The following is a 15,699-nucleotide window of genomic DNA, read 5'->3' on the forward strand; positions in this document are numbered from 1 at the left end:
TAAATTACGAATTCGACTAACTACAAGGACTCGCCCATGAAAGCGTTCGGCAAAATCCTGGGTCTGGTACTTCTCGGGTTGTTGCTGATCATTGTGGCGGCAGGCTTTGCCCTGACCCACCTCTTCGATCCCAACGACTATAAAGACGAGATTCGCCAGATAGCCCGTGACAAGGCCCACATCGAGCTGACGCTCAATGGCGATATCGGCTGGAGCCTGTTCCCGTGGCTCGGCCTGGAACTGCACGAAGCCAGCGTCGCCACGCTGATCAATCCTGCCGAACCGTATGCCGATCTGCAGATGCTTGGCCTGTCCGTACGCGTACTGCCCCTGTTGCGCCGTGAAGTACAGATGAGCGATGTGCGGGTCGAAGGCCTGAACCTGCGCCTGAAACGCGACAAGAACGGCCACGGCAACTGGGAAGACATTGGTAAATTGCCGACGCCCGCCGCACCTGCCGGCAGCCCTGCTCCCGCCAGCGCACCGACTGCCGAGCCCCCCGCGCAGCCGGAAAAACCGCCGCAGCCGATCCGCCTCGACATCGACAGCCTGACCGTCAACAACGCCCGCGTTGAATACAACGACGAGCAGACCGGCAAGCAATTCAGCGCCGAAAGCATCCAGCTGAGCACCGGCGCGGTACATGATTCGACCAACATTCCGCTCAAAGCCACGGCGTTCCTCAGCACCAATCAGCCTGTGCTGCGGGTGCGCACCGAACTCAATGGCGAGCTGCGCATCGAGCGCGCCCTGCAACGCTACAAGTTCGAGGACATGAAACTGTCCGGCGAACTGACCGGCGATCCGCTGCAAGGCAAGACCATGACCTTCTCCGCTCAAGGCCAGGTGCTGCTGGATAAAGCGGCGAACGTCGCCGAATGGACCGGGATCAAGATCTCCGCCAACCAGTTGCGCGCACTGGGCGAACTGAAGGCCAATGACCTCGACAAGACGCCGCAGATTACCGGCGGCCTGTCGATCGCCCAGTTCGATCTGGCGAAGTTCGTCGACAGCATCGGTCAGAAACTGCCGGCGATGGCCGAAGGCAGCCTGAGCAAGGTCGAACTGGTCAGCCGCGTGGCGGCCACTCCGACCAGCGTCGCCCTCGACAACATCAACCTCAAACTCGACGACAGCAGCTTCAGCGGTCGCATTGCCGTCGAGGACTTCGCCAGGCAGTCGCTACGCGCGACCCTCAAAGCCGACACCTTTAACGTCGACCGTTACCTGCCGCCGAAATCGGACCAGGCGAAAAACGCCACGCAAGTGCGTCAAGCCGAAGTTGCCAGCACCGAAGCCGATGCCATGGCCGGTGCCGGTTCCACGCCGCTGCCGGAAAAACCGAGCAAGAGCGCCTGGAGCACCGAGCGCCTGCTGCCGGTCGAGCGTCTGGCCAAACTGGATGTGGATGCCGATCTGACGTTCGGCCAACTGACCCTCGACAAACTGCCGATCCAGAACGCCGCACTCAAGGCCAGCGGCCAGGGCGGTCTGTTGACCCTGAGTAACCTCAGCGGTGAGTTGTATAACGGCGGTTTCGAGGCCAGCGGCACCCTCGATGTGCGCCCGAGTGCACCGGTGTTGAACCTGACGACCAAAATCAACCGTGTGCCCGTCGAGAAAATCCTCGAAAGCCAGGGCAAGAACCCGCCGGTCAAAGGTCTGGTGACCCTCACCAGCAATCTCACCGGCAGCGGCAACAGCCAGCAGGCACTGATCGAAACCCTGAACGGCAACGCCAGTTTCGTGATCAACAACGGCGTGCTGCTCAACGCCAACCTTGAACAGCAGCTGTGCAAAGGCATCGCCACCCTCAACCGCAAAACCCTCAGCGGCGAGCCACGGGGCAAGGACACCCCGTTCCAGGAGCTCAAGGGCAACCTGACGTTCCGCAACGGCATCGCCAGCAACCCGGACCTGAAGGTGCGCATCCCGGGCATGACGGTTAACGGTGACGGCGATATCGACCTGCGCGTACTCGGCATGGACTACCGCGTCGGCATCATCGTCGAAGGCGACACCAGTGCCATGCCGGACCCGGCCTGCCAGGTCGGCGAGAAATTCGTCGGCATCGAATGGCCGCTGCGCTGCCGTGGCCCGCTGGAACTGGGCGCCAAGGCCTGCCGCGTGGACAACGAACGCCTGGGCCAGGTCGCGACAAAAATGGCCGGCGACAAGCTCAGCGAGAAGCTCGACGAGAAACTGGGCGACAAAGTCAGCCCGGAACTGAAAAACGCATTGAAGGGGCTGTTCAAGCGATGAGAGCGGAGCAGTTTTCCTCGGCGGTGCTGGACTGGTTCGACCGCCACGGCCGCCACGATTTGCCTTGGCAGCAAGGCATCAACCCATATCGGGTGTGGGTGTCGGAGATCATGTTGCAGCAGACTCAGGTCAGCACCGTGCTCAATTACTTCGACCGCTTCATGGCCGCGCTGCCGACGGTTCAAGCGCTGGCTGAAGCGCCCGAAGACGAAGTGCTGCACCTGTGGACCGGGCTGGGTTATTACACCCGCGCGCGCAATTTGCAGAAGACCGCGAAGATCGTTGTCAGCCAGTACGGTGGCGAGTTTCCCCGTGACGTCGAAAAGCTCACGGAGCTGCCGGGCATCGGCCTGTCCACCGCAGGCGCCATCGCCAGCATCAGCATGGGCCTGCGCGCGCCGATCCTCGACGGCAACGTCAAACGCGTTTTGGCGCGGTTTACCGCGCAAGAGGGTTACCCCGGCGAACCGAAGGTCGCCAAACAGTTGTGGGCCACTGCCGAGCGCTTCACGCCGCACGACCGGGTCAACGCCTATACGCAGGCGATGATGGATCTGGGTGCGACGCTGTGCACCCGCAGCAAACCGAGCTGCCTGCTGTGTCCGCTGGAACGCGGCTGCGAAGCGCACATGCTCGGCCTCGAAACCCGCTACCCGATCCCCAAGCCGCGCAAGGCCATCCCGCAGAAGCGCACGCTGATGCCGATGCTCGCCAACGGCGACGGCGCGATTCTGCTTTACCGGCGCCCGTCCAGCGGTCTGTGGGGCGGTTTGTGGAGCCTGCCGGAACTCGATGATCTCGACGACCTGCAACATCTCGCCGATCAGCACGCGCTGACCATGGGCGAGCAGCAGGCGCTGCCGAGCCTTGTCCACACATTCAGCCATTTCCAGCTGGCCATCGAACCCTGGCTGGTTCAGGTGCAGGAGGCCAGCCACCACGTGGCCGAGGCCGACTGGCTCTGGTATAACCTCGCCACCCCGCCGCGCCTGGGCCTTGCCGCCCCGGTCAAAACCTTGCTCGAGCGCGCGGCCGCCGTATTGAACGCAGGAGAGTCGTCATGACCCGCACCATCATGTGCCGCAAGTACAAAGAAGAATTGCCCGCCCTGGAGCGCGCTCCGTTCCCGGGCGCCAAAGGCCAGGACATTTTTGATCACGTCTCGGCCAAGGCCTGGGCCGACTGGCAAAAACACCAGACCCTGTTGATCAACGAAAAACGCCTGAACATGATGAACGCTGAAGATCGCAAATATCTTCAGGGCGAAATGGACAAGTACTTCTCCGGCGAGGAATACGCCAAGGCTGAAGGCTACGTTCCGCCTGCTGAGTAACCCCGCAAAATCGGGGGTCGTATCGTAAGCGACGGAATTAATTTAAGAAATTTTAAAAAAGTCGTTGACGTAAATCCGAAAAACCCTTTTAATGCGCCCCGTTGCCCAGATAGCTCAGTCGGTAGAGCAGGGGATTGAAAATCCCCGTGTCGGCGGTTCGATTCCGTCTCTGGGCACCAAATACCGAAAACCCTGAATCGCAAGATTCAGGGTTTTTTTATGCCTGCGATTCAGCCTCCCCCCCTCTTCGCCCCGTCAGCCCTCCGCTCTCGATACACCTCCCCTCCAGGCTGTACTGAAAAATACCCAAAATCTGTATCTCTCCCTGCATAGACCATTTCGCCACTATGGCGCCAAGCCTTGGCGAGCCAATGACTGGCTCTACTGTGCGCCCCGCAACACTCTGGGCTCCTGCGGCCCTCAGAGCGCAAAACCTGATTTTTTGAATAGATCGGCGTCCACCGAAAGGTCACTTCCTGTCCAGCTAAAAAATCTAAAAACACTCAACAGGCGAACGGCAATTACTGCTTTTCAAACATTCCAGGATGAATGCCGGGCCCCTGCGCGCCCGGCGAAAGAGCGAAACGGACGACGTATGATCAAGCAACTTATCAACGAAGAGAGTTACGTACAGATTGGCGATCTGTGCAGCGCAACGATCCAGCTGAAAATCGAAGGACTGAATCCTGCCGGCTCGATCAAGCTGAAAACCGCGCACGCACTGATTACCGATCTGGAAGTCAGGGGCCTGATTACCCATAAAACCCGTCTGGTCGAGTCGTCTTCAGGGAATCTGGGGGTCGCGCTGGCGATGGTTTGCGCGGCCAACGGTTACAAGTTTGTCTGCGTGATCGACCCGAACATTTCCGCGCCGAACCGGAAACTGATCCATGCCCTCGGCGCCGAGATGATCATGGTCGATCAGCGCGACGAAAACGGCGGTTTCCTGAATTCGCGCATTCGCCTGATCGAGCAACTGGTGGCCGACAACGCCGACTACATCTGGCTCAATCAGTACAAGAACCCGACCAACCCCCTCGCCCACTATCAAGCGACGGCCCGGTCGATCGCGCGCAGGTTTCCACAAGTGGATTACCTGTTCGTCGGCGCCGGTACCACCGGCACGCTGATGGGCTGCAAAAACTACTTCGCCGAACACCACCCGCACACCAAGGTCATCGCCGTCGATACCGTCGGCTCGGTCACCTTCGGCCTGCCGGGTGGCCCGCGTCATATCCCTGGGCTCGGCACCAGCCGTCGCCCGGAGATTTTCGAACCGGCCGGCATCCACGACTTTCTGTCCATCCCTGAAGAACAGACGATCAAGGTCTGCCGCTGGCTGGCGCAGCGCTACGGCCTGCTCTTCGGCGGCTCGACCGGCACCGTCCTCGCCGGCGTGCAGCAGTGGGCGCCGCACATCCGCCCCGACGACGTCGTCGTGGCGATCTCACCCGACATGGGCGAGCGATACCTCGAAACCATCTACTCCGACGACTGGGTGACCCAGCGTCTCGGCGCTGCGGCGCTGCAACCTCTCTTCCCAGAACCCGCTCTGGCACTTTCGGCGTAAAACACAATGACGACTCAAACCTCGATTCAACCCTTCCATGTGGTGCCCGGCGCTGCGGTCAAGAACATCCTCAACGGCCTGCGCCAGGACGCTATCGAGCTGGTGGCGCAAACCTACCTGACCCACGAGCGGGGCGAGACGGTCAACCCCGACAGTTACTTCCTGCGCTTCCCCGAGCAGCCGGCGAACCGGATCATTGCCTTGCCGGCGGCGATCGTCGACAGCGAGGGCGATCAATCGGTCTCCGGGATCAAATGGATTGCCAGCTACCCCGACAACATCAAATCGGGGATTCCCCGCGCCTCTGCGGTGCTGATCCTCAACGATCCGGACACCGGCTATCCCTACGCCCTTCTTGAAGGCGCACTGATCAGCGCCGTGCGTACAGCAGCGTCGGCGGTGCTCGGCGCCTGGTGGCTCAATGGCCAGAACAAGCGTGCGCCAAGACTGTCGATCGTGGGTGGCGGGGTGATTGCGCGCAACATTCTCGAAACATTCATCAGCGACGACTGGTCGTTCGACCGTGTCGAAATTCACGACCTCAATACTGAATCGGCCGAAGCGCTGGCAGCGTTTGCTGAGCAGCTCGCGGTGCCGCAGGTGCAGATCGTGCCGCTGGCCGATGCCCTGAGCGCCGACATCGTGGTGTTCGCGACCAGTGCCGGTGAGCCTTACGTCAAAGGCAACGGCACATTCCGTCCGGGGCAGATCGTGCTGAATATCTCGCTGCGGGATATCGGTGCGGAAATCATCGAAGAAAGTTACAACTACTTCGATGACGTGACCCACTGCCTGAAAGCCAATACCTCGCCGCATCTGGCCGAGCAGAAGTACGGCCATCGCGACTTCGTCACCGGCACCGTGGCGCAGCTGATTCGCGGCGACCTGCAGGTAAGCCGGGACAAACCGCTGATCTATTCGCCGTTCGGCATGGGCATTCTCGACCTGGCGATCGGCCGTATGGTCCACGACATCGCGGTCAAGGAAGGTCAGGCCGTTGCCATCCCGTCGTTTTTCGGGGAGGAGCGCAGATGGTGAAGGCGCCCCTGCACATCGGCCTGGTGGGTTGCGGCTCGCGCGGCCTGTCGATCTTCGAACGGCTGCTGAGCCTCAGCGAAACGCGCCCCGAGCAACCGGTGGTGCTCAATATCTTTGAGCCCAACGTGCACGGTTGCGGCGCGCACTGGCCCGATCAACCGGACTACCTGCTGCTCAACACCGTCGCCGGGCAACTGGGCGTGTTTCCCGATGCGGCAGCCTTCGGCGATCTGCCGCAGGCGCAAGCACGCTCGGGGCCGGACTTCCTGCAATGGTGCCGCGAGCAGAACCTCAAGGTCGATGCCGACAGCGGGCTGCTGGCGAGTGAAGGCCGCGAGGTCCAGGCCCAGGACTTTCTGCCACGGCATCTGCTCGGCGCTTATCTGGCCGATGCCTTTACGCGCATTCTGGCGACCGCGCCGCAGTGGGTCAGCGTGCGCCTGCATCACCAGGCCGTGACCGCCGTCGACTCGGTCGATGGCAAGCGCTACCGCCTGAAAACGCCAGCAGGGGCCGAAATCACGGTGGACCGACTGATCCTGACGGTCGGCCACACCGGTCGGGTGCAGGCCGCCGATCGCCAGCGCATCGGCAATATCTATCCGTTGCCAGGCAGCCTCGACCGCATCGAACCGGGCGAAAGCATTCTGCTCGAGGGCCTCGGGCTGGGCGCCATGGACACGCTGGCCGCCCTGACCGCCGGACGCGGCGGGCAATACACTCGCCGCGCCGACGCCAGCCACGTCTACCACCCTTCAGGCCAGGAGCCGGTGATTTACGTGCAGTCACGCGACGGCCTGCCCTTCCGCACGCGGCCCAATGGCCTGACCGACTGCCCACGCCATCAAGCCGTGCTCCTGACCCCGGCGCGCATCGACGCGCTGCGGGCCGACGCCAAGGACGGGCAACTGGACTTCGAGCAGGACATTCTGCCGCTCATGCTGGTGGAAATGCGTGCCGCCGCTGTCGCCGTGTTGCACGCTCAATCTGACGCCGAGCGGCATCGCGAAGTGCTGAGCCGCCTCAGGACGGTGAGCACGGCCGGGACCGCCGGTGTCGTCGCTTGCGAAGCGTTGCTGCGCGAATACGAAGCCGCCAGTGGTTCGATAGATCCACTGGCGCTGATCTGCCATGCGCTGCCCGCCAGTGTGACCGCGCACAATTATCACTCGTGGATCTATCACGCGCTCGAGGCCGACTTGCACGAGTCGCGAGTGGGACGCGGCGAATCGGCGATCAAGGCCGCCATCGAAGTCTGGCGCGATCTGCGTGACCGCTTGCGCCAGGCCGTCGATTTCGACGGCCTGACCGAGGCCTCGCATCGTCAGTTCTATGGCCGTTGGCACAAGGCGATCAACCGCCTCGTGGCGGGCCCGCAGAAGGAGCGCCACGCCGACCTGCTTGCCCTGTGCGATGCCGGTCTGCTGACCTTCCTCATGCCCGGCACCGCGCCAGCGACCGAGCATTACCGCCGCGTCGCCGGCTATGTGCAGGGCAGCGGCGTGATCAACAGCGACTGCGCACCGGTGCGCGATCTCGCGCGCCTGGGGCTGATCCGCCCACGCACCGAAGAGGCACGCATCGACGGCATCGACGTCGACGCCGCTTGCCACCCCAAATCAATCCGCGGCGAAGCGGTTCGCAACCTCTGGGTACTCGGGCCACTCGCCGAGGGCTCCTGCTACTACAACCACTACGTCACTTCGGCGGGTGCGCCTTCGCGCCTGTTCATGGACGCCCATCGAGCGGCCGCGGCAATTCTTGAAGCAGGAACTCCAGCATGAAACTTTACTACCAGACGCATTCACCCTACGCCCGCAAAGTGCTGGTGCTTGCCCACGAACTGGGGATCGCTTCAAGCCTTGAGGTCATCCACCACGAGACCAGCCCGACCTCGCCGAACGCGACCATCTACAAGGCCAACCCGTTGGGCAAGGTGCCAGTGCTGATGCTGCCGGACGACACGGCGCTGTTTGACTCCATCGTCATTTGCGAATACCTCGACGACCTGAGCGACGGGCCGAAATTCATCCCGCCGAGCGGCCCCGAGCGCTACAAGGCGCTGCGTCTGCAGGCCCTGGCGCAAGGCATGTGCGATGTCGGCATCAAGCTGCGCTGGGAAGTCGAGCGCCGCCCGAAGGCCTTGCGTTACCCGGCCTATGCCGACGGCCAGGCCTACAAGCTCAAGGAGGCCTATCGCTTCATCGAGGAGCACATCGACCTCAATGGCCCGATTACCCTCGGCCACATCGCCCTGGCGACCGCCCTCGACTGGATCGCCTTTCGCGAGCTGTCGGACTTTAGCGCGCACCCGCGCCTGAACGAGTGGTATCAGACTTTTTGTGAGCGGGCGTCGATGCGGGCGACCGAGTACAGCGGGCAGACTCACGATTAAGTTAAGGAAAACTGTGTATGACTTCGCTCTTGTTGCAAATGTCGCCCATCGGCCTGGTAATCGCGCTGATTCTGGTGATCCGCCGGCCACCGGTGCAGGCCGCGCTGGCAGGCGCTGCGCTGGTGTTCGTGTTGTGGGGGCTGGGCGCTGCCGGGCCGTTTTCCTCGGCCATCACCTCGGCGATCTTTCAGGACACCGCCATTCTGTTTCTCAGCACCGCGTGCGTAATCGTGCCGGGGCTGGCGTTCGTCATTCTGGTCGAGCGCGGCGGTGCCCCCCAGGCCATCGGCGCCTGGGTCAAGGAACTGGGCTGGACACCACCGGCGCAGGTCATTTTCATCGTCCTCGGCCTGGCACCGCTGCTTGAAGCCATGACCGGTTTCGGCGTTTCGCTGATCGCCACCGTGCCGTTGCTGATGGGCCTGTTCAGCCGCCAGGCAGGGATGAAAATCGCCCTGGCCGGGATGGTCATCATGCCGTGGGGCACCCTCGGCCTGGCGACGGTGATCGGTGGACTGCTGGCGCACTTGCCCGCGGAAACGCTCGGCAGCCACTCGGCCCTGATCAGTGCGCCGGTGTTCCTCTGCCTCGCCGCCATCGCCCTGTGGCAGGCCGGCATCCGCAGCGTGGCACCGTGGCTCGGGTTGCTGCTGGTGACGGCGCTGTTCATCGCCGTGCTGTACTCGATCAACCTGTGGGTCGGCCCGGAAGTCTCCGGCGTGCTGGCAGGGCTGACGGTCGCGTGCGTCGGCCTCGGCATCTCGTTCTCGCAGCGCGGCAAACTGGTGCGCTGGCCGAGTGCGGCCTGGCCGTATCTGGCCCTGCTCGGCGTCATCGTCGCGTCCCGTGCGGTGTTCGTGCTGTCCGGTTGGGATGCGCTGTGGATCATCAAGGGCGAGCACGTGTCGTGGAAACCCTTGGCATCGCCAGGACTGGCGCTGCTGATCGTCACCTTGTTGATGGCCAGCAAACAAAGCGCTGCTAACGGTTTCCCGTGGCGTGCTCTGTTCAACCGGGCGAAATTTCCGGTGACGACGATTTTCCTGTTCCTGCTGCTTTCCCAGGTGATGGTCAACGCCGGGTTTCTGGTCGAGGCGCAGCGCACCCTGCAATCGCTGTCGGGGATTTCCCTGGCACCGACCATTGCCTTGCTCGCGGGGATTGCCGGCTACGTCACCGGCTCCAACGTCGGTGGCAACACCCTCGTGATGCCGTCCATCGCAGCATTGACCAGTGAACACGGCGCGTGGCTCGCGGCGATGGTCAACAGCGCCGCCGGCCATGGTGCGCTGGGCTCGCTTTCGATTCTGTCGCTGATCACCGGGCTGGCAGGCGCCAACCGCCAGGAGGAACACAGCCTGATCCGCTTCGCCTTCGGACTGGTTGTGCTGAACATCGTCATTGTTGCTGCAACGGGGGTCGTTTTACTTTACTTTCTGTGAAGTGTTTCCAGAAATGACCAAGAGAACTTATGGACAGGTTTGATTTACCGGACAAGCGCTGGCGAATAGTCAAGGACTGGATCATTCGCCAGATCGACAGTGGTGACTGGGCAGCCGAATCGAAACTGCCGTCAATCCGCACCCTGGCGCGGATGTTTGAAACCAGTATCACCACCGTTCAACGCGCGCTGGCCGATCTGGAGGCCGATGCCTATGTGACAACGGTTGCGCGTGTCGGCTATTTCGTCTCGGCGTCCGGGCAGGCCAAACCGGCTGCCTGTTTCGATTTCTCCAGCGTCACCGTCAACGTCAACCATGCAGTCGTCGCGATGCTGTCCCAGGCGGCCTCGCGCACCACCGCATCGTTGAGCTCCGCGGTCCTGCACAGCGACCTCACGCCTCATGTACTGCTGAACAAGTGCCTCTCCGTGCTGGCCGCCAAGGCTGACAACTCGCTGACCGGGCTGGTTGCACCTCCCGGCCTGCCTGCATTACGTCGACGCATCGCCGGACTGATGCTGACCCGTGGCGTCGTCTGCGGGCCGGACGATGTGCTCGTGACTTCCGGCGACACCATTGCCCTGGAACTGGCACTCGAAGCCGTCGCATCGCGAGGCGCGACGGTCGCCATCGAAACCCCGACCTATTACGGCATTCTGCAAACCATCGAGCGTCTGGGCATGCGCGCCTTGCCGATTCGCACCCACGGCCAGTCGGGCATCGATGTCGATCACCTCGAAGAAGCGCTGAAACAGAAAAAGGTGTCGGTGATCTTTCTCAACCCGACCCTGCAGAACCCACGCGGTTTCATCATGCCCGACGAGACCCGTGCCCGATTGTCACAAGTCGCTCGCGAAGCCGATGTGCCGATTATCGAAGACGATATCTTTTTCGATCTGGTGCCCGAAGCAGAGCGCCCGCGCGCGATCAAGAGCTACGACAGCAGCGGCCAGACGATTTACTGCTCGTCCTTTTCGAAGACCATCGCCCCGGGTTATCGCGTCGGCTGGTGTGTGGCGGGCAAGTATCGGGAAGCCATCCTCGCGCAGATGTTTTCGCGCAACCTGGCGGTGTCCAGCCTTGCGCAAAATGTCCTCAATGAATTTATCGGCCGCGGCTACATGGAGGAACATTGCGCGCGGCTGCGGTCGCAACTGTCCTCACTGGCCAACCATGTCGAAGGGCTGGTGCGCAGCGACTTTCCTGCGGGAACCGTCTACGTGCCGCCGCGTGGCGGGTTCATTCACTGGATCAAGCTGCCCGGGCACACCGACATGGCGGCACTGGAGCGGCTGGCCAGCGAGCGCGGTTGTCACGTTGCCGGCAGCGGAATCTTTTTCGCCGACGGGCATCCTTCCACAGGGCTGCGCATTTGCCTGGGCACCACGCTGTCGCCGGGGGTGATGCAGATTCTCGCGGTGATCGCCGAATGCGCGCATCTTGCCGGCGAGCAGCCGAGCGGGCGTCTGCCACTGGCTCAGGCACGCGAGGACACTGTGCTCTCCTGAGCCTGAGCGGCGGCACGTGTGATCTCGTCAATCTCAGTGCCTTTCGATCAAACGCGATCCGCGCTACCTTGGCCGCCCCTTACGGAAGAGGGTCATCTGCTGATGAACCAGAAACGACGCCGCGTAGTCCTGCCTCACCCGCCACCCTATCGCGAAAGCCACCTGTCGAAGTGCCTGACGATCCTGTTCAGCGTGTTTCTGACAGGTCTCGGTGGGCTGCTGGCTTATCTGGTTATCGAGGGGCTGGTGCAAGGCTCCATCACCCTGATCAACCGCGGCGGGCCGGCCATGACCTACACCCTCGCGACCCAACCGCGCCTGTATTGGTTTCACATGGTCTGGCAGGGACTCTTCGCCCTGCTGCTTCTGGCCGCAGGGCCGGGATGGTACTGGATCACACGGCTATCCCGGCCTGCAGCCCCGGCAAAGCGCAAGGTCAAAACGCACTAGCTGTTGTCGTTCCAGTGGAACACCAGATTGCGCGCAGCAGCGCCGCCGACATCGGTGACATCGCGCCGGGTCTCGCCCTTACGCGTGGCCACCACGGTGTATTTGCCGGGTGGCAATTGCACATACACCAGCGGGCCGGTCTGACTGAGGGTCAGTACGGTTTGCCCCGGCGCCTTTTGAATCGTGACATCGACGTCGGCGGTGTACTCGTCCTGCGCACCGACCGCAAAGGTCATGTGCAGGTTGTAGCCTTGGGTCTGCTGTATGGCCTTCGCCTCATCTTCACCGATGCCGCCGGCCAGATAATGGATACCGCTCTGTTGTTGCTGCTGAACCTGCACACCCGCATTGTCGATGGGCTCGAGACTGGCGGCCTGCAACATCACCGGAAACAAAAGTGCAGCCAGCGCGGCGATGGGCAGCATGAATGAAAGAACGCGTTTCATGATGACGACTCCCGGGTTCCTGTAGAACCCAACCGTTACGCCTTTTAGATTTTGTGTATTCGTGGCTGTTTTAGATTGATTGGCACTTGGCGCATGTACGAAAAGGACTACAGACCACTGCCATTCGACGAGGCTTTCAACTGCAACGTCCTGCAACAGCCGTCCCGTCTTCCTTCCGAGATCACCGTGTTGCCCGACATACCTGCGCGGCGACGCTTGGCATCCTTTTGCGTCTGTTTTCAACAATGCGGAAGATCCGATGAGCCAGCTGAAACCTGCCGACACGCAAGACCCGAAAATCGATTCGTTGCTGGGGGAGTTGGGCGAACTGATTCGCCAGGCGCGGCAAAAAGTGCTGCGTGCCGTCGACACGATTCAAGTCCAGACCTGCTGGCAGATTGGCCGACATATTGTCGAATTCGAACAGCAAGGCGCGCAGCGGGCAGGCTATGGCAAGCAGTTGCTGGCCCTGTTGGCGAAGGATCTGACGGCGCAGTTCGGGAAGGGCTTTGATGATCGAAATCTGCGCTATATGCGCAGCTTTTATCAGTTGTTTCCAATTTGGAACACAGTGCGTTCCGAATTGAGCTGGAGCCACTATCGGCGGCTGTTACGGGTTGCAAACGAAAAAGCGCGCCATTGGTACATGGAAGAATGCGCCAACCTCAACTGGTCCAGCCGCGCCCTCGATCGCCAGATCCTCACGCTCTACTACGAGCGGCTTCTCATGAGTCCGGACAAGGCCGATGTGATTGAAGAAGACAGCACCCACATCGCAGCAATGAAATGCACACCACGGGAATTCATTCGTGATCCGGTCATGCTCGAGTTTCTCGGTCTGCCCTCGGCGGGCAAGGTCAGGGAAAGTGGTCTTGAACAAGCCCTGATCGACCACCTGCAAGGCTTTCTTCTGGAGCTGGGCAAAGGCTTTTCCTTTGTCGCTCGCCAGCAACGCATCAGTACCGATGGCGTCGATCTGTATATCGACCTGGTGTTCTACAACTACCTGCTCAAATGCTTTGTGATCATCGACCTCAAACGCGGCAAGCTCAGCGCCCGCGATGTCGGACAGATGGACATGTATGTGCGCATGTACGACGAGCTCAAGCGCAGCGAGGGTGACAAGCCGACCGTCGGGATTATTCTGTGTGCCGAAAGCAGCGACTCCGTGGCGCGCTATTCAATGCTCAAGGGCAATGAGCAACTGTTCGCCAGCAGTTACAAGACGATACTGCCGAGTGAGGAAGAGTTACGCGCCGAACTCAATCGCGAACAGGCTTTGATCGAAGAACGCATGCTCACTCAATCCACTGAATAGAATTGTTCCCGCACGCTGTGCGGACTATCGTTGGCAACTTACCCGCCAAGGTCGAGCGTCATGAGCTGTCAGGACACGCCCGCGAGGCAACACAGTCAGTCAACGTCGCCGACTTCGACGGCAGTGCAAGGTGAGCCCTTCAAGGAAGCCGCCGCCGACGGCTTTGTACTTGGCGGTTTCACATGGCGTCAGGCGTTGCCTGATATCCAGCGCCCGGCGGTCATCATCAACGCAGCCACTTCGGTGCGCTGTCGCCACTACTCACGCTTCGCAGCCTATTTGTTCGGCAATGGGTTCGACGTGATCATCTACGACTACCGCGGCATCGGCGAATCACGGCCCGACTCGCTAAAAGGGCTGCAGGCGTCGTGGACCGATTGGGGCGCACTGGATTTCGAAGCGATGCTCATGCGTGCGCAACGGGAATTCCCCGGGCAGCCAATCGACGTGGTCGGCCACAGTTTTGGCGGTTGCGCGGCGGGGCTGGGCGAATCCGGGCAGGTCATTCGTCGGTTGGTGACGGTCGGCGCGCAGTTCGCTTACTGGCGTGACTATGCGCCCGAGCAGCGTTGGCGGATGTTCGGCAAATGGCATCTGTTGATGCCGCTGATGACGCGGATCTGTGGTTACTTTCCCGGCAAACGCCTCGGCTGGCTGGAAGACACGCCCGCCGGTGTCGTGCACGACTGGAGCACGCCCACCGCACGATATGAGCGGCGTCCAAGCGGTCGGGCGCTGATCAAGAAAACCGGCAGCCTGCCCTTCGCCAACGTTCGCGCCCAGACCCTGGCAATCAGCATCAGCGATGATCCTTACGGCACCATTGCAGCCATCGAACGCCTGCTCGCCTGCTTCAGCAACGCACCGAAAACCCACCTGCGCATCGAACCGCAGGACATCGGCGAACAACAAGTCGGACATTTCGCCTTTTTTCGCAGCGCATACCAAGCCACACTATGGCCCATCGCTCTGACCTGGCTGCACACCGGCGCACTGGCCCCCGACACACCCGGGCGGACTGTGCCGCGCAGCTGAGCCCTTTCAACGCACGACGGAACACACCATGGCCTCCGCCAACAAACAGCAAAAACGCGCCGCCCGGGCCAAGACCAAGGCCAAGCAGAACCGCACCAAACGCGCCGAAGCGCCGGTGGAACTGGACCCGAACGACGATCGCATCGACTTCGAATCGGTGGACCTGACCGAGCTGTTCAAGAAAATGATCGACGCCGAGAAGATCAGCCAGCAAGCCCTGTGCACCGCGTTCCTCGAAGACCCGTTGCTGGAGCTGGTCTTTGAGCAGGAAGGCGAAGAAGGCGCGATGGACTTCATCCTCGCCGCGCTGATCGAGTACCGCCAGTGGTCGCAAGAAACCGATGAAGCCGGCGCGCTGGCGTGGATCGAATCCCCGGCCTTCCAGGCCGACTATGTGGCGGCGTCCGACGCGATCGCCGCGCAAACCCAACAGAAGAACTGAGTTCCCATGGCATCCCTGAACAAGCAACAGAAACGCGCCAAACGCGCCAAGGCCAAAGCCAAGCACATCCGCATGGTCGGGCGTAAGCCACTGGAGCAGGACGACGATCTCGGCCACCTCGCCGAGCCGATCCCGGATTACACCCTGGCAATGTTCAGCAAAATGCGCGACGCCGAAGCCGTCAGCCGCAACGAGATGCTGCTGACGCTGCTGCGTGAACTGGCGTTCATCATCGTTGACCATCCAGAACTGCTGGACATGGAAAACGCTGAAAACGAAGGCATGGCCGCCACCCACCTGGCCGCCGACATGCTGATCGACTACCGCATGTGGGCCGACGGCATGGACATCGAAACCGCCCAGGCCTGGCTGAACGAGCCGCAGTTCATCACCGATTTCGGGGTTGCGCTGGATACTTATGGCAAGTCGATGGACACGCAGGAAGACAAGAGCGAATAAA

The 15,699-nt window shown here is 61.6% G+C and carries 15 protein-coding genes and 1 tRNA gene; 15 read left to right on the forward strand and 1 reads right to left on the reverse strand.

Going from position 1 to position 15,699, the window contains the following annotated elements:
* The first annotated feature begins 36 nt into the window (after nt 1-36).
* The 11 genes from K5Y35_RS05700 (at nt 37) to K5Y35_RS05745 (ending at nt 11,998) form a co-directional block, all read left to right on the forward strand.
* The gene (locus tag K5Y35_RS05700) at nt 37-2,262 is read left to right on the forward strand and encodes an AsmA family protein (protein WP_222833854.1); all 2,226 of its coding nucleotides are present in this window, start codon (nt 37-39) and stop codon (nt 2,260-2,262) included.
* Nucleotides 2,259-3,326, forward strand: a complete 1,068-nt coding sequence (gene mutY / locus K5Y35_RS05705; protein ID WP_186748387.1) for an A/G-specific adenine glycosylase — start codon at nt 2,259-2,261, stop codon at nt 3,324-3,326. The genes K5Y35_RS05700 and mutY overlap by 4 nt, the downstream gene beginning before the upstream one ends.
* The gene (locus tag K5Y35_RS05710) at nt 3,323-3,595 is read left to right on the forward strand and encodes an oxidative damage protection protein (RefSeq protein ID WP_008024947.1); all 273 of its coding nucleotides are present in this window, start codon (nt 3,323-3,325) and stop codon (nt 3,593-3,595) included. The genes mutY and K5Y35_RS05710 overlap by 4 nt, the downstream gene beginning before the upstream one ends.
* A 103-nt stretch (nt 3,596-3,698) precedes the next feature.
* Nucleotides 3,699-3,774: transfer RNA gene (locus tag K5Y35_RS05715), tRNA-Phe, on the forward strand.
* 416 nt (nt 3,775-4,190) lie between these two features.
* Nucleotides 4,191-5,165: a 2,3-diaminopropionate biosynthesis protein SbnA gene (gene sbnA, locus K5Y35_RS28120; protein ID WP_410055910.1), complete on the forward strand. Its 975-nt coding sequence runs from the start codon at nt 4,191-4,193 to the stop codon at nt 5,163-5,165.
* Between the two features lie 6 nt (nt 5,166-5,171).
* On the forward strand, nt 5,172-6,203 hold the full coding sequence (gene sbnB, locus K5Y35_RS28125) for a 2,3-diaminopropionate biosynthesis protein SbnB (protein ID WP_410055911.1): 1,032 nt from the start codon (nt 5,172-5,174) through the stop codon (nt 6,201-6,203).
* Nucleotides 6,197-7,987: an FAD/NAD(P)-binding protein gene (locus K5Y35_RS05725; RefSeq protein WP_222833855.1), complete on the forward strand. Its 1,791-nt coding sequence runs from the start codon at nt 6,197-6,199 to the stop codon at nt 7,985-7,987. The genes sbnB and K5Y35_RS05725 overlap by 7 nt, the downstream gene beginning before the upstream one ends.
* Nucleotides 7,984-8,598, forward strand: coding sequence for a glutathione S-transferase family protein (locus K5Y35_RS05730; protein WP_222833856.1), 615 nt, complete (start codon nt 7,984-7,986; stop codon nt 8,596-8,598). The genes K5Y35_RS05725 and K5Y35_RS05730 overlap by 4 nt, the downstream gene beginning before the upstream one ends.
* Nucleotides 8,599-8,615: 17 nt before the next feature.
* Nucleotides 8,616-10,040, forward strand: a complete 1,425-nt coding sequence (locus tag K5Y35_RS05735; protein WP_123470631.1) for a transporter — start codon at nt 8,616-8,618, stop codon at nt 10,038-10,040.
* A 29-nt stretch (nt 10,041-10,069) separates the two neighbouring features.
* The gene (locus K5Y35_RS05740; RefSeq protein ID WP_222833857.1) at nt 10,070-11,548 is read left to right on the forward strand and encodes a PLP-dependent aminotransferase family protein; all 1,479 of its coding nucleotides are present in this window, start codon (nt 10,070-10,072) and stop codon (nt 11,546-11,548) included.
* A 102-nt stretch (nt 11,549-11,650) separates the two neighbouring features.
* Nucleotides 11,651-11,998 (forward strand): hypothetical protein, encoded by a 348-nt coding sequence (locus tag K5Y35_RS05745; RefSeq protein WP_128614603.1) that lies wholly within the window; start codon nt 11,651-11,653, stop codon nt 11,996-11,998.
* Here K5Y35_RS05745 and K5Y35_RS05750 read toward each other — a convergent pair.
* The gene (locus K5Y35_RS05750; RefSeq protein ID WP_222833858.1) at nt 11,995-12,444 is read right to left on the reverse strand and encodes a carboxypeptidase regulatory-like domain-containing protein; all 450 of its coding nucleotides are present in this window, start codon (nt 12,442-12,444) and stop codon (nt 11,995-11,997) included. The two genes, K5Y35_RS05745 and K5Y35_RS05750, sit on opposite strands and share 4 nt — an antisense overlap.
* Nucleotides 12,445-12,703: 259 nt before the next feature.
* On the opposite strand from K5Y35_RS05750, the gene K5Y35_RS05755 reads away from it, so the two are divergent.
* From K5Y35_RS05755 to K5Y35_RS05770, 4 genes are read left to right on the forward strand one after another with little or no spacing between them, the layout of a single operon-like run.
* Nucleotides 12,704-13,762 carry a YhcG family protein gene (locus K5Y35_RS05755; protein WP_222833859.1) on the forward strand — a complete coding sequence of 353 codons (1,059 nt, stop codon included), beginning with the start codon at nt 12,704-12,706 and terminating at the stop codon, nt 13,760-13,762.
* Between the two features lie 60 nt (nt 13,763-13,822).
* Nucleotides 13,823-14,797, forward strand: coding sequence for an alpha/beta fold hydrolase (locus K5Y35_RS05760; RefSeq protein WP_222833860.1), 975 nt, complete (start codon nt 13,823-13,825; stop codon nt 14,795-14,797).
* A 28-nt stretch (nt 14,798-14,825) separates the two neighbouring features.
* On the forward strand, nt 14,826-15,239 hold the full coding sequence (locus K5Y35_RS05765) for a hypothetical protein (protein WP_123470626.1): 414 nt from the start codon (nt 14,826-14,828) through the stop codon (nt 15,237-15,239).
* 6 nt (nt 15,240-15,245) lie between these two features.
* Nucleotides 15,246-15,698, forward strand: coding sequence for a hypothetical protein (locus K5Y35_RS05770; protein ID WP_222833861.1), 453 nt, complete (start codon nt 15,246-15,248; stop codon nt 15,696-15,698).
* Nucleotide 15,699: the final 1 nt, after the last annotated feature.

It is taken from the genome of Pseudomonas sp. SC3(2021), from assembly GCF_019856535.1.
Classification (GTDB): Bacteria; Pseudomonadota; Gammaproteobacteria; order Pseudomonadales; family Pseudomonadaceae; genus Aquipseudomonas; species Aquipseudomonas monsensis.